Below are 14,007 nucleotides of genomic sequence, written 5' to 3' on the forward strand. Positions count from 1 at the left end.
CTCACGCCTCGACGAGCGCGCCCCGGTAGAGGGCGATGAGCGAGACGCCGATATGCTCGATATGGCGCCGCAGGCAGGCGGCCGCCTTGTCGGACTTGCCGGCCTCGCACAGGGCCAGGATCTGCGCGTGCTCCCTGACCGCGCGGGTCGCGTCCTCGGAGGTCGAGATCTGCAGCCGCGTCGGCCGCTCGCAATCCTGCAGGAGCGCGGACACGATCGCCAGGGAGCGCGGCCGGCCGGCGTGCCGGATCAGGTCGAGGTGGAAGCGGCTGTTCAGGTCGCCCCATCGGAGGACCTGGCCGGTCTCCAGCGCCGCGCCGTACTGCTTCGAGAGGGCGTCGAGATCGCGGATGTCGTCGGGGGTCAGGTGCGGTGCCGAGAGCTGGAGCAGCTGCGGCTCGAGCTGAACGCGCAGCTGGAAGATGTCCTCGACCTCCTGGAGCGACAGGCCCGTCACGACCGCCCCGCGATGCGGCACGATCCGCACGAGCTTGCTGGCCTCCAGCTGCAGCAGGGCTTCGCGGACCGGGATGCGGCTGATCCCGAACTCCTCCGCCAGGGCGTCCTGGCGCAGCTGCACCCCCGGCGGCAGATCCCCGTTCAGGATCTGCTCGCGCAGGGAATCCGCGACGGCCGCCGCCACGGTCTTGTGCCGCAGCCGGTCGGGTGCGGGACGTCCAGGGCCCGTGGGGGACATCAGTGCCTCAGGAGAACGGTATACATGTATACACGGAAGCCTCTTGCCCGGAAAACGCGCGTCTGTCCAATGCCAGATTGTCCCGAATAAACCTGAGGTTAGATGGGCCGACGGATTGCACGGGGACCGCGCGCCGCGGCTGTCGCCCGGAACGCCGAGCAGCAAGGACCGCGCCGCGATTCGGATCCGTGCGACGCGCCGATAGCGCAGGCGCACGACCCCGACACTGATCCAGGTGAATGAGGCGCACGGATCGGGGCCGGCGGCGGGGAGGGCGCCGACGCGCGGCTCACCGGTCCGCCGGGTCGCGCCGCGGCTGCGGAGCGGCCCAGGGCGCCTGGCCGAGGGCCTGGCCGAGATGGGCGATCAGCGCCGTCACCCGGGCCGGCCTCGGGTCGCCCGGGGGCGTCACGAGGTGCAGGGCGATCGGCGGCGGCGACCAGGCCGGCAGCACCCGCTCGAGGCGCCCGGATTCGAGGTCGTCCCAGATCATGAAGTCGGGCTGCAGGGCGAGGCCGAGCCCGGCCCGCAGCGCCGGCGCCAGCGCCTCGGCGTTGTTCGCCCGCAGCTGGCCCGCCGGCACCACGACGGCCTCCGCGCCGCTCCCGTCCACGAATCGCCAGCGGTCGGGCGTCGGCAGGTAGGCGTAGCCGAGGCAGGTGTGGCGGACGAGGTCGTCCGGGTGCTCGGGCCGGCCGTGGCGGTCGAGATAGGCGGGGGTGGCGACCAGCGAGCGGCGGATCCCGCAGAGCCGGCGCGCGCGCAGGGAGGAATCGGGCAGGGCCGCGATGCGCAGCCCGATGTCGAACCCGCCGCCGACGAGGTCGACGACCGCGTCCGACAGGTGGAGATCCACCGACACGGCCGGGTACTCCCGGAAGAAGGCCGGCAGGATCGGCGCCACGTGCATCACCCCGAAGGTCATCGGCGCTGCGAGCCGCACCAGCCCGCGCGGCTCCGCGGCACCGGCCGTGGCGAGGGCTTCCGCGGCCTCGCCCTCGGCCAGGATGCGCGCGGCGCCGTCCTTGGCGGCCTGCCCGGCCTCGGTGAGGGCGAGCTTCCGCGACGTGCGGTTGAACAGGCGGGCGCCGATCCGCAGCTCGAGCCGGCTCACCGCCTTCGAGACCGTGGCCTTCGACAGGCCGAGCTCCGCGGCGGCGCGCCCGAATGAGCCGGTCTCCACCACCTTGGCGAACACGGCCCAGGCCTCGAAATCGGGCAGTCTCATCAGCCATTTCCAGAAACGATAGGTTTCCATCGTTTCTATTTTCGCGGCTCATGGCAAGGGGCACATTCCCGTCATCGCAACAGGCCGCCCGTCGCGGCCTTCCGTCGGGAGACATCGCCATGGTTCAGACCGGCCTCCACCACGTCACGGCCTTCTCCGGGCCGGCCCTGCGCAACCTCGACTTCCACACCCGGATCCTCGGGCTGCGGCTGGTGAAGAAGACCGTCAACTTCGACGATCCGGGCACCTACCACCTGTACTATGGCGACGCGGCCGGTCGGCCCGGCACGATCCTGACCTTCTTCCCCGTCGAGCACGCCGCGCCGGGCCGCGTCGGGATCGGCGAGACCCAGGAGACCGCCTTCCGGGTCCCCCGCGCCTCCATCGGCTGGTGGACCCACCGGCTCATCGAGAAGGGCGTCGCCCACGAGCCGCTGGTCCAGGTCTTCGGCGCGCCGACGCTGCGCTTCCGCGACCCGGACGGCATGATGCTCGCGCTGGTGGGCGTGAACGTCGGCGACGCGGAGGGCTGGGCGTCGAGCGAGGTGCCGGCCGAGCACGCGATCCGCGGCCTGCACGGGGTGACCCTCCTCATCGACAGGGCCGAGCCGACCGCCGCGATCCTCACGGAGGTGCTCGGGCTGGAGGAGGTCGGCCGCGAGGGCAACCTGATCCGCTTCGCGGGCAGCGCCGAGCTCGGCGGTCTCGTCACCCTGCGGGCCGTCGGCGGGTTCCTGCCCGGCCGCCCGGGGGCCGGCTCGGTCCACCACATCGCGTTCCGGGCGGCGGACGACGCCGCGCAGGCCGCGATGGGCCGGGCTCTCGAGGCACGGGGGCTCCACGTCACCGAGCAGCGCGACCGCCAGTACTTCCGCTCGATCTACTTCCGCGAACCCGGCGGCGTGCTGTTCGAGATCGCCACCGACGCGCCCGGCTTCGCGGTGGACGAGCCGATCGAGGCCCTCGGCCAGGCCCTCAAGCTCCCCGCCGGCCTGGAGCCGCACCGGGCCGAGATCGAGGCCGTGCTGCCCAAGGTCGCCTGAGCCGCGACCACCACGCCCGCCCCGCGCCCGCGCGGGGCGGGACCTCTCCCCGCCACCCGTGAGGCCATCATGACCCAGGACACCGCCGGCTTCATCCACCGCTTCGAGCCCGGTCCCGACACCGCGCGTCCGCTGCTGCTCCTCCACGGGACCGGCGGCGACGAGAACGACCTCCTGCCCCTCGGCCGCACGGTCGCGCCGGAGGCCGCCCTGCTCGCGCCCCGCGGCGCCGTCAGCGAGAACGGCATGCCGCGCTTCTTCCGGCGCCTGGCCGAGGGCGTCTTCGACGAGGCGGACCTGCGCCGCCGCACCGGCGACCTCGCGGCCTTCGTGGCGGCCGCCCGGACGCGGTACGGGATCGGGGCGCCCCTGGCGCTGGGCTTCTCGAACGGCGCCAACATCGCCGCGTCGCTGCTGCTGCTCCGGTCCGAGACCCTGGCGGGCGCTGTCCTGCTCCGCCCGATGGTCCCGTTCGCCGAGCCGCCGGTCGCGGATCTCGCCGGCCGGCCGGTCCTGATCCTCTCCGGGGCGATGGACCCGATCGTGCCCGCGGAGAATGCGCGGCGCCTCGCGCAGCAGCTCACCGCGGCCGGAGCCCGCGTCGAGCACCGGATCCTGCCGGTCGGCCACGGCCTGTCGCAGGCCGATATCGGCCTGGCGCTGAACTGGCTTCGCGGCCTCGCACTTCCCGAAGCGGCCTGACTCGGCCGCGCACGACAGGACGGAGCGTTCGACGATGTCCCCGATCTCCTCTTCCAGCGCGACCGCCCTGCTGCCGGTGACCGGCCGGGTCCTGATGAGCGCGATCTTCCTCGTGAGCGGCGCCGGGAAGCTCGCGGCCCCGGCCGCGACGCTCGCCACCATCGAGGCCGCCCACCTGCCGCTGCCGCCTCTCGCCTACGCGGCGGCGACCGGCGTGGAGGTCGTCGGCGGGCTGCTGCTCGTCGCCGGCTACCGCACCCGGCTGGTCGCCCTGGTCCTCGCGCTCTTCGCGGTGGCCACCGCGGTGACCTTCCACGCGGCCCTCGGCGACCAGAACCAGATGTTCCACTTCCTGAAGAACCTCGCCATGGCCGGCGGCTTGCTTCAGGTCGCGGCCTTCGGGGCCGGCCCGCTCAGCCTCGACGCGCGGCAGGGCCGGGCCTGACCAGTCCGGCGATCCGCGCGACCCTTGCCTCTCGCCCTCCACCTTTCGACCCCCGCCCTTCGACCCTCGGGAGACCACGATGCCCTACTTCACCGCGCGGGACGGGACCCAAATCTACTACAAGGACTGGGGCACCGGGCAGCCGGTGGTCTTCAGCCACGGCTGGCCGCTCAACGGCGACGCCTGGGAGGACCAGATGCTGTTCCTCGCGGAGCGCGGGTTCCGGGTCATCGCCCATGACCGGCGCGGGCACGGTCGCTCCGGGCAGCCCTGGTCGGGCAACGACATGGACACCTTCGCGGACGACCTCGCCGGGCTGATCGCCCATCTCGACCTGCGCGACGCGGTGCTGGTCGGCCACTCCACCGGCGGCGGCGAGGTCGCCCGCACCCTCGGGCGGCACGGGACGGCGCGCGTCGCCAAGGCGGTCCTGGTCGGGGCCGTGACGCCCCAGATGGTCCGGACCGACGCGAATCCGGGCGGCCTGCCCCGGGACGTGTTCGACGGGATCCGGGACTCGGTCCTGCGCGACCGGTCGCAGTTCTTCAAGGACCTGAGCGGCCCGTTCTACGGCGCCAACCGTCCCGGCGCCGCGGTCAGCGACGGTATGCGGGACACGTTCTGGATGCAGGGCATGATGGCCGGGCTGCGGAACGTGCACGCCTGCGTGGCGGCCTTCTCGGAGACCGACTTCACCGAGGACCTGACGCGCATCGACGTGCCGACCCTGCTGGTGCACGGCGACGACGACCAGATCGTGCCGATCGACGCCGCGGCGCGCGCCGCCGTCAAGCTCGTGCCGAACGCCGTGCTGAAGGAGTATCCGGGCGCCCCGCACGGCCTGGCCGCCACCCACAAGGACCGGCTGAACGCCGACCTGCTCGCCTTCATCCAAGGTTGAGGAGACCGGCGGCCTTTCCCGCGCCGGCCCGGGCTCCTAAAGCCTGCGACGGGCCGCGCCGCGCGGCCGGTCATCCCGAACCTCCGCACGGATCCCCGCATGCCGACCTCCGCCGCACCGCTCGCCCTCGGGATCATCGGCGCGGGCATCATGGGTGAGCGCCTGCTCGGCGCGATCCACGGGGCAGCGGACTCGCCCGTGCGGGTCGCGGCGATCTGGGACCCGGCCCCGGAGGCCCTGGCCCGGATCGGCGCGGCGTTCCCGGCGGTGCCGCGGGTGGCCGATCCCGCCGCCGTCGTCGCGGCGAGCGACTGCGTCTACGTCGCCTCGCCGCCCGCCTCGCATCTCGGCTACGCCCGCGCCGCCCTGGCGGCCGGCCGGAGCGTCTTCTGCGAGAAGCCGCTGGCCATCGACCGCGCCGACGCCCGCGCCTTCGTGGCGGAGGCGGGGGGCGCGGGCGCGGTCAATTTCCCGTTCGCCTCGTCGCCGGGCGTCGCCACCCTCGAGCGCTGGATCGCGGCCGGCGCGGTCGGCACGCCCCGGACGCTCACCGTGGCGGTGGCCTTCGCCCGCTGGCCCCGCCCGTGGCAGGCCGACGCCGCCCGCTGGCTCGACGCGCGCGGCGAGGGCGGCTTCACCCGCGAGGTGGTCTCGCACTTCCTCTTCCTGGCCCGCCGCCAGCTCGGCCCGCTCGCGGGGCTCGCCGGACGGATCGCCTTCCCGGAGCCGGGCCGGTCCGAGCGCGCGATCGACGTGACGCTCACGGCGGGCGGGATCCCCGTCACCCTGACCGGCCGGGTCGGGGGCGTCGAGGCCGACGACCACAACACGTGGACGCTGGAGGGCGACGCGGGCGCCGTCCGGCTGCGCGACTGGGCCATCGCCGAGCGTCGGGGCGCCGACGGGCGGTTCGAGCCGGAGCCCGACGCGATCCCGAACGAGCGGCTGCGGCCGATCACCCTCCGGCGCCAGCTCGAGGGCGTCGTCCGCATGGCGCGCGGCGAGCCCCACCACCTCGCCACCTTCGCGGAGGCGCTCGACGTGCAGGAGGTCGTCGAGGCTATCCTGGCGCTGTGAGGGCGGAGGCCCTCGGACCCTGTCCGGGTGATGGCTTCGGCCCCGCCGCCCTGGCGGGCGGAGCGAAGCGATCCAGGGGCGCAACCCTCGAAGGGAGCGCGCCGCCCGAGGGCCCGTCCGCCACCCGCGTCGTCAGCTTGGGCACGACCGCGACGATGACGGTACCAGAGGCAGCGTATATGCGCCCGGTCGCTCGGAGTGTGGGGCAAACCCCGTGCAAGGATCCCAGGCGCGGCTGATTGGGAATTGCGATCGCATGCTCCCATGATCGCGGTTCGCTACATCTCACAGAGCTGACCTTACAAACTCGAAGATCGCGCCCGGCAATATTCGGCGAGGAATGCTTGAGAGCTTCTGCGCGCCAACAGTGATAATCTGCGCTGTCGTGCAGCACGATGCTTGACGAACTAAGACGATTGTCCTACCGCCATATCCGGCAACGTTGCTGTGGTTGCACGTGAAGTATCAGTGGCGGTCTATCGAGCATGACAGCCCGGCGACTCCATGCGGGCTCGGAATCTGAAATCGGTCCGGATCGATCATTGGCGGGCGGATGCGATCGTAAGATCGCGAAACGCGGCTCGGCTGCAGCGAACATAGCTGTCGTCAAAGGAAACATCAGTCATTTCACGTCTTTGTAGGAGCCGTTGAATGAGTGCTGCAATTTCCTCTGTCACGACATCTCGCCTTCGGACAGTGCCCCTGCCGACTGATCGTTTGGCAGCGCCTTCTCTGGACGATGTCGAAACAACACAGCTGAAGCAGTCGGCCGATCCGCGATCGACTCTGACGCTGTCTCCGGCAAGCAGAGATTTAATATTTTAAACTGCAAACATGCCGCAAAATCCAGGTGACGACCTTCCTCCCAATAATCCCGTCGACAACCCGCCGGAAATCATTCCGAACCCTCCGGACTACCCGGAGCCAACTCCAATGCTTCCCTATGATCCCCCGCCGTATGGTCCGGGGTATCCTGGCGACGAGCCTTGAAATAGAGGATTATAAATCTTGGCAGGCGCTCTTCGGGGTGCCTGCCCACAATCGCATTAGGTCATATGAAATATTTCTGCACGATTTTGTCTGTGCTTGTTTGAATCGTAGTATTATTGCATTCAGTTTCGACATCGTATGCGAGCAAAGTATTTGAATATTCACACGTAGGTATATATGAAAAAGATCAATTTGTTTGTCGAGGGCTGAAAATCGGCAACGATATCATAACGGCGGCCCATTGTTTTCGAGGTAGAGAGGGGCTCGGAGTTAGATATTTTGTCGGCAGTCGGGTCGGATTTTCTGAAGTCTCGAGAGTAAAAACTTTGTATTCTCGCTCGCCTATTACTGACATAGCCATATTTCAGGCGAATAAAACTCTCGCGGCCGAAGTCGATGGCGTTATCGCCATCGGGGATGCTGAGCCGATCGAGAATTTCAATGACGAGCAGAGTTTCTCAATCGAATTAAAGACATTTGACGCCAGCGGACATGACGCGCGTTCCCGGATCGTCGAAATTGTGCCGATGCATTACTCGAAGGGATACGATGATATCGTCCTTCTGCCTCTCGATAAGCAGAGCCGTATCAGTCTTCCTGGTCCGAAAAGCGCCGGATCGATGGCGTTTTCGATCAACATGCATGAGAACATGATCGTCGATCGCTCGGATTTGATATGCCAGGGCCAGTCAGGGTCGCCGGTCTTTGCGCGCAAGAATGGTGTAAAGTATCTTATAGGCATTCTTATTCGCGGGCAGCCGAATGGATACTATAACACCGTTCTGTGCGGAAACGGAGCTTATGCTCTCCGACTTGATGGTGCGGCCGGAGCTTGGATAAGAAAGAATTTGGATCCGACGGACTAGGGTTTGGACTCGTTCTGCACCAGAAGGCGATGACGGCAGCCAGGGCGACGGTTGAGGCGTCGTTGCGGGCGAGCGTGTCGTATCGCGTGGCTATGCGGCGGAAGTCCTTGAGGTAATTGAAGGTTGCCTCGATGCGCCCGCGGTCCCGGTCGTGCCGCTTGTCGTGGTGGATCCTTCTCTTGCTGCCGCGCTTGCACAGGTCAGCGCGCAGCCCGTCGGCGTCGTAGCCCTTGTCGGCGCTCAGGCGGCGGATCCGGCCGGGCGCTTCGGCCAGGACGGCCGGAGCGGCGGTGACGTGGCCGGCGTTGCCGGGCGTCAGCCGGAGGGCGCCGGGCCGGCCGAGGACTGCGGTGATCGCTCCCGTCCCGCCGTCCTCGCGAGCGGAGCGAAGCGATCCCGTCGGCGCGACGCCGGCTGATGTCACCCGGCTCCGGGATCGCTTCGCTGCGCTCGCGAGGACGGTGCGGGTCCGTCACCCGGTCGCCTCAGCCGGATACCCTCTCAGACCTCGAGCAGGTCGATCAGGAACGGGATCAGCGGCGCGTCGGCCGGCGGCATGGCGAGATCGCGCAGCGCCTTCGGCCGGACCCATCTGAGCGCCTGCCCCTCCATCGGGCGCGGCGTGCCGGTCCAGCGCCGGCAGACGTAGAGCGGCATCAGAAGGTGGAAGTCCGGATAGGCGTGGCTGGCGAAGGTGAGCGGCGCGAGACACGGCTCCTCGACCCGGATGCCGAGTTCCTCGGCGAGCTCCCGGATCAGCGTCTGCTCGGGGCGCTCGCCGGGCTCGACCTTGCCGCCGGGGAACTCCCACAGGCCGGCGAGCTGCTTGCCCGCCGGGCGCTCGCTCACCAGGACGCGGCCGTCGACGTCGACGAGGGCGACGGCGACCACGAGGAGCAGGCGCAGGGGCGCGGCCGCGGGGGCGCTATCGGGCGCGCTCACTGCGCCACCGCGAAGGTGGCCGAGACCTCGGAGGACATCTGGATCGTGCCCGCCTCGAGGGGCACCCGCCGCCCCTTGGCGGCCATCGGGGCCGCGCGGGCCATCTCCGGCGCCGGGCGGTACGGCGTGGCGGCCGCGGTGCTCAGCGTGCAGAGCGGGCCGAGCTTGGCGCCGACCGCCTCGGCGAGGGCCTCGGCCCGGCTGCGGGCGTCCCGGGTCGCCGCCACCTGAAGGGCCGCCTCGCTCTTGTCCGGGTCGCGCAGCCCGAAGCTGACGCCGTCGATGCGGTTGGCGCCGGAGTCGAGGGCCTGCCGGAGCAGGTCGCCGAGGCGGTCCATGTCGGCGAGCCGGACCGTGACGAGGTTGCCGGCGCGGTAGCCGTCGGGCTCCTCGGTGACGGCGCCCCCCGGCCGGGCGACGGGGCGGGTCGCCGCCTGCAGGGTGACGGCGGCGGTGCCGATATCGGCCGGCGGGACTCCGAGGGCGCGGGCCTGCGCCGACACGCCGGTCACCGCCTTCGAGGCCGCGTCGAGGGCGGCCGCCGCACTCGCCCCGCGCGCCTCGATGCCGACGGTCACCTCGGCGAAGTCCGGCGCCCGCGTCTCCGACGCGCGCCCGACGACGCTGATGTGGCGCTTGCACGCCGCGTCGTCGGCCCGCGCCGCGGTCGCCAGGCCCAGGACGAGGAGGGCGCCGGACAGGAGCGCCCTCACGAGCGGTAATCCCCGTTGATCTCGACGTAGGCCTTGGTCAGGTCGCAGGTCCAGACGCGGGCGGTGCCGTCGCCCAGGCCGAGATCGACCCGGACCGTGATCTCCGGTTCGCGCATCACGGCGCTCGCCGCCGCCTCGCTGTAGTCGGGGTCGCGGGCGCCCTGGACGGCCACCCGCACGTCGCCGAACCAGATCGCGAGCCGGTCGCGGTCGGCGGGCTCGCCGGCCTTGCCCACGGCCATCACCACGCGGCCCCAGTTGGCGTCCTCGCCGGCCACCGCGGTCTTCACCAGCGGCGAGTTGGCGATCGACATGGCGATGCGGTGCGCGGAGGCGTCGCTCTCGGCGCCGGTGACCCGCACGGTGACGAACTTGCGCGCGCCCTCGCCGTCCTTGGCGACGAGCTGGGCCAGCTCGATCAGCAGGCCGTCGAGCGCGTCCCGGAAGCCGGCGAGCCGCGCGTCGGCGGGATCGGTGACCGCCGGGTTGCCGGCCCTGGCGGTGGCGAACAGCATCAGCGTGTCGGAGGTGGAGGTGTCGCCGTCCACGGTCACGCAGTTGAAGCTGGTCTTCGTCCCCGCGGACAGGAGCGCCTGCAGCACGTCCTGCGGCAGGGCCGCGTCGGTGAAGACGAAGGACAGCATCGTCGCCATGTCGGGGGCGATCATGCCGGCGCCCTTGGCGATGCCGTTGATCGTCACGCGGACGCCGTCGATCTCGGCCGTGCGGGTGGCGAGCTTCGGGAAGGTGTCGGTGGTCATGATCGCCCGGGCGGCCGCGGTCCAGGCGGCCGGCCCGTCCTCGGCCCGCGCCGCGCAATCCGCGAGCACGCCGGCGAAGCGCTCCGCCGGGAGCGGCTCGCCGATCACGCCGGTCGAGGCGACGTAGACCTCGCGCGCGGCGCAGCCGGCCGCCGCCGCGGCGATCTCGACGGTGCGCGCCACCGCGTCGCGCCCGAGGCGGCCCGTGAAGGCGTTGGCGTTGCCGGAATTGACCACGAGCGCCCGCGCCGACCCGTCCGCCAGGGCGTCGCGGCACCAATCCACCGGCGCCGAGGGGCATTTCGACCGGGTGAACACCCCCGCCGCCCGGGTCCCCGACTCGAGGGCGACGTAGAGCACGTCGGTGCGGCCGCTGTAGCGGATCCCCGCCTGGGCGGTCGCGATTCGCACCCCCGGCAGGGGCGGCAGGTCGGGCATCGCGGTTGGCGCCAGCGGGGAGACGGGAGGGGCTTTCGCGGACGACATCGGCTCAGGCTCCGGCAGCGCGCGGCACAGGTTCCGCGGCGGCCCGGTGTTGCCCGCGCGACCCCTCCGGCGTCAACTCCGTGCCTAGCCTATGGTCAGGCTGCCGGAGTGCATCGCCTTTGTGCAACGGCGGCGCCGAATGCGGCGCGATCACGGCGCCGGGCTTGCGTGGGGATTGCATCCCAGCTTAGCATGCTGCATCGCAAAGCCAGCGCGAAGTCGAGTGCGGAATGCCCCCAGCCGACGTCGAGACTGCCTCGAGCAGCCTTCCCCAGGGCAGCTGCTACCGGATCCAGGTCCTGGTGGTGGGCCGCCACAAGCGCTGGCGCGACGAGGTCTCGACCCAGGTCCGGATGCTGGGCTATCAGGTCACCGCCTGCGACCGCGGCGTCGACGCCATGACGGTTCTGGCCCTGGGTCTCCCGGTCGACGTGATGGTGGTCGACACCGCGCTGCAGGGCGGCCTGTGCTGCGCGCAGCTCGCCGTCGAGTCCCGGGCCCTGCGCCCGGCCCTGCGCATCATCCTCGCCAGCGACCCGGTCGACGCGGTTGGGCCGGACGCGTCGGCCCGCGTGCCGGACGCGCTGCTCGTCCGGCGCGACCAGCTCCAGAACGGGATGGTCGCCACGACCATGCGCGAGGCGCTGGCGAACCGCGCGGCCTGAAGTCCGGCGCGACGGCCCGAGAAGGCTCGCGGCGCGGCGCTCGAATCGTGCCCGACGCGACTCACGGCGTCGCCGCGCCTCCGCGCAGGTTCGGGACTGTCGCGATCGGAACTTCCCGCCCGATGTCAGCAACGCGCGCGGCGCCGCGCGGCGATCCAGATGCAGCACCCGCGTGATCCGGTGAGAGGGATCCGCGCGGAGTTCTGACGCGGCTCGGCAGCGGACACGCGCAAGGCGAAGCTGTCGGGCGGCCCGGGACGCGCGGTCAGAATTAGTCCATCGCGGCGAGAACGCCCCGATTGCCGTCTGCGCGCGCGGCCCAGGGTCTGCGGCCGCCTCGTCCGGCCGAGATATCAAGTCTATTCTCGGACAGGGACACCCTATATCTATAGTACAAGTTGAACTTGATCGAGTGACACGATGTTGTCATGATCGTGTCGTCTATCATCCGGCCGAGAAATTGGCTTGTTCTGTGGAAGATACGCCTGTGACAATTGGGATACGCGCGCGCGTCTACGCGGGATTTGCAGTGCTCGTCATGATCACGGGCATCATCGGTGCATTCGCGATCTACCAGCAGGGTGTGATCAGTGACGACCACGCGCTTCAGGAGCGGGTGGAGCGGGGTGCACAATCGGTCCTGCTGATCGACGGTCATGCCGCGCGCCTCATCGGAGCTGCCGAACGGTACCGGCTCCAGCCGGATCCCGATCTGATCGTCGCGATGGAGCAGACCCGGCGGGCGATCGAGCAGACCTGCGACAAGTACTTCTCGCTGGCCATCACGGACGGAGGGCGGAAGCTGTACGACGACATGCGGGAAGCCGCCCGCGCGATGAAGCCGGAGCTGGAGCGCCTCGCGGACACGGGTGCGAGCCTGCGTGAGGCCAGGGCGAGACTCTACGAGACCGGCAATACCCTCACGGTCCTTCTCGGAAACATGCTCGCGGACGTGCGCGCCCGGGGCGGCGAGGCGATGCTGGCGCGGACCGAGCACGTCGAGAATGCGATCCTGCGGTCCCGCATCGCGTCGGCCCGCTTCGTGATCGGCCTGGATCCGCAGGACCGCAGCGCCTTCGAGCAGCGGGCCGAGCAGGCTCTGGCGACCCTGGACGCGTTCAAGGACACGCAGGGCGGCGCGGCCTTCGCGCAGCAGCTCAGGGCCGTCCGCGACGCGCTGATCGCCGCCGCGGCCGGCTTCCGCGCGTACGATCAGGCGGTGGCGTCGGCGAAGGCGACGTTCGAGACCGGGATCAAGCCCCACGCCGACGCCATCGACCGGCTCGGCGTCGCGCTGCGCGACCGGATCGTGGCCGCCGGCGAGCGGATTTCCCGGGACACCGCGCTGGCCGCCTCGCGGGCCCGGTACATCCTGATCGGTCTCGTCGCCGCGGCCCTGCTCCTCGGCGGTGTCCTAGCCCTCGTGCTGGCCCGCAGCATCATCCGGCCGGTCGCCGGCATGACGGAGGCGATGACGCGGCTGGCCGGCGGCGACCTGCAGGTCGCCGTGCCGCACCGCGACGCGCGCGACGAGATGGGCGCGATGGCCAAGGCCGTCGACGTCTTCCGCCAGAACGCCGTCGCCCGGGTCGAGCTGGAGGCGGCGCAGGCCGCCGAGCGGGAGGCCCGCCTGCGCCGGGCCGAGCGGGTGGAGCAGCGGGTCCAGACCTTCCAGCAGAAGATCGCCGCCTCGCTCGACATCGTCACGGCGGCGACCAGCGAGCTCGACGCGACCGCTCAGGCGATGACCCAGGTGGCCGAGAACACCAACAGCCAGGCGATGACGTCGAGCTCGGCCGCCGCGCAGACCTCGGCGAACGTCCAGACCGTCGCGTCGGCCGCCGAGGAGATGGTCTCCTCGCTTCAGGAGATCGAGCGGCAGGTCGTGCGCTCCAACGAGGTGGCCGGTCACGCCGCCCACGAGGCCGAGGCGACCAACGCCGCCATGGCGGGCCTGCGCGCGGCCGCCGAGCAGATCGGCGCCGCCGTGGTCATGATCTCCGGCATCGCGAACCAGACCAACCTGCTGGCCCTCAACGCCACCATCGAGGCGGCGCGGGCCGGCGAGGCGGGGCGCGGATTCGCGGTCGTGGCCTCCGAGGTGAAGGAGCTCGCCGCGCAGACGGCGCGGGCCACCGGGGAGATCGGCGGCCAGATCGCCGCGATCCAGGCGTCCTCCGGGCAGGCCGCGGAGGCGATGGCGCAGATCGCCCGCACGATCGCCGCCGTGAACGAGATCAGCGGCGCCATCGCGGCGACCGTGGTGCAGCAGACGGCGGCGACCGGCGAGATCTCGCGCAATGCCGGCGAGGCCGCGCGGGGCACGGAGGGGGTCTCGGCCAGCGTCGCGCGCGTGCTGGCCGCCGCTCGGGAGGCCGGCAGCGCCGCCGCGCAGGTCCAGAGCGCGGCGTCCGAACTGGCGACCCAGTCCCTGACGGTCAAGCGCGAGGTCGCCAGCTTCCTCAGCGATATCCAGGCCGCGTGAGCGGGC

Annotated in this window: 13 protein-coding genes and 1 pseudogene; 8 read left to right on the forward strand and 6 right to left on the reverse strand. The window is 70.9% G+C overall.

Annotated features, from left to right (window positions below):
* Position 1: 1 nt before the first annotated feature.
* Both BKE41_RS25205 and BKE41_RS25210 read right to left on the reverse strand, forming a co-directional pair.
* Positions 2–697, reverse strand: coding sequence for a GntR family transcriptional regulator (locus BKE41_RS25205; protein WP_071000255.1), 696 nt, complete (start codon positions 695–697; stop codon positions 2–4).
* A 289-nt stretch (positions 698–986) separates the two neighbouring features.
* Positions 987–1,925 carry a LysR family transcriptional regulator gene (locus tag BKE41_RS25210; RefSeq protein WP_043343129.1) on the reverse strand — a complete coding sequence of 313 codons (939 nt, stop codon included), beginning with the start codon at positions 1,923–1,925 and terminating at the stop codon, positions 987–989.
* A 119-nt stretch (positions 1,926–2,044) separates the two neighbouring features.
* On the opposite strand from BKE41_RS25210, the gene BKE41_RS25215 reads away from it, so the two are divergent.
* The 6 genes from BKE41_RS25215 (at position 2,045) to BKE41_RS30520 (ending at position 7,949) form a co-directional block, all read left to right on the forward strand.
* On the forward strand, positions 2,045–2,968 hold the full coding sequence (locus tag BKE41_RS25215) for a ring-cleaving dioxygenase (RefSeq protein ID WP_024828496.1): 924 nt from the start codon (positions 2,045–2,047) through the stop codon (positions 2,966–2,968).
* A 69-nt stretch (positions 2,969–3,037) separates the two neighbouring features.
* Positions 3,038–3,670 (forward strand): alpha/beta hydrolase, encoded by a 633-nt coding sequence (locus BKE41_RS25220; RefSeq protein WP_024828495.1) that lies wholly within the window; start codon positions 3,038–3,040, stop codon positions 3,668–3,670.
* Between the two features lie 34 nt (positions 3,671–3,704).
* On the forward strand, positions 3,705–4,115 hold the full coding sequence (locus tag BKE41_RS25225) for a DoxX family protein (RefSeq protein ID WP_024828494.1): 411 nt from the start codon (positions 3,705–3,707) through the stop codon (positions 4,113–4,115).
* Positions 4,116–4,194: 79 nt separating this feature from the next.
* A complete protein-coding gene (locus tag BKE41_RS25230) occupies positions 4,195–5,016 on the forward strand; it encodes an alpha/beta hydrolase (protein ID WP_071000256.1) in 822 nt (273 codons plus the stop codon).
* A gap of 99 nt (positions 5,017–5,115) precedes the next feature.
* Positions 5,116–6,093 carry a Gfo/Idh/MocA family oxidoreductase gene (locus BKE41_RS25235; RefSeq protein WP_058608368.1) on the forward strand — a complete coding sequence of 326 codons (978 nt, stop codon included), beginning with the start codon at positions 5,116–5,118 and terminating at the stop codon, positions 6,091–6,093.
* Positions 6,094–7,409: 1,316 nt separating this feature from the next.
* Positions 7,410–7,949 (forward strand): hypothetical protein, encoded by a 540-nt coding sequence (locus BKE41_RS30520; protein ID WP_348628370.1) that lies wholly within the window; start codon positions 7,410–7,412, stop codon positions 7,947–7,949.
* Between the two features lie 16 nt (positions 7,950–7,965).
* Here BKE41_RS30520 and BKE41_RS30525 read toward each other — a convergent pair.
* The 4 genes and pseudogenes from BKE41_RS30525 to argJ all read right to left on the reverse strand — a co-directional run.
* Positions 7,966–8,361 (reverse strand): annotated as a pseudogene (locus tag BKE41_RS30525) (transposase); the annotation flags it as partial.
* An 89-nt stretch (positions 8,362–8,450) separates the two neighbouring features.
* Positions 8,451–8,891, reverse strand: coding sequence for a (deoxy)nucleoside triphosphate pyrophosphohydrolase (locus BKE41_RS25240; RefSeq protein WP_012321850.1), 441 nt, complete (start codon positions 8,889–8,891; stop codon positions 8,451–8,453).
* Entirely contained in the window at positions 8,888–9,604 is a 717-nt protein-coding gene (locus BKE41_RS25245; RefSeq protein WP_012321851.1) for an SIMPL domain-containing protein, read from the reverse strand. The genes BKE41_RS25240 and BKE41_RS25245 overlap by 4 nt, the downstream gene beginning before the upstream one ends.
* A complete protein-coding gene (gene argJ, locus BKE41_RS25250; RefSeq protein ID WP_071000257.1) occupies positions 9,601–10,851 on the reverse strand; it encodes a bifunctional glutamate N-acetyltransferase/amino-acid acetyltransferase ArgJ in 1,251 nt (416 codons plus the stop codon). The genes BKE41_RS25245 and argJ overlap by 4 nt, the downstream gene beginning before the upstream one ends.
* Positions 10,852–11,081: 230 nt before the next feature.
* Between argJ and BKE41_RS25255 the strand changes: the two genes are divergently transcribed.
* Together BKE41_RS25255 and BKE41_RS25260 are read left to right on the forward strand one after the other, a co-directional pair.
* On the forward strand, positions 11,082–11,516 hold the full coding sequence (locus BKE41_RS25255) for a hypothetical protein (RefSeq protein ID WP_012321853.1): 435 nt from the start codon (positions 11,082–11,084) through the stop codon (positions 11,514–11,516).
* 538 nt (positions 11,517–12,054) lie between these two features.
* Positions 12,055–14,001 (forward strand): methyl-accepting chemotaxis protein, encoded by a 1,947-nt coding sequence (locus BKE41_RS25260; protein WP_083374499.1) that lies wholly within the window; start codon positions 12,055–12,057, stop codon positions 13,999–14,001.
* The last annotated feature ends 6 nt before the right edge of the window (positions 14,002–14,007 follow it).

This window comes from Methylobacterium sp. C1 (assembly GCF_001854385.1).
GTDB lineage: Bacteria > Pseudomonadota > Alphaproteobacteria > Rhizobiales > Beijerinckiaceae > Methylobacterium > Methylobacterium radiotolerans.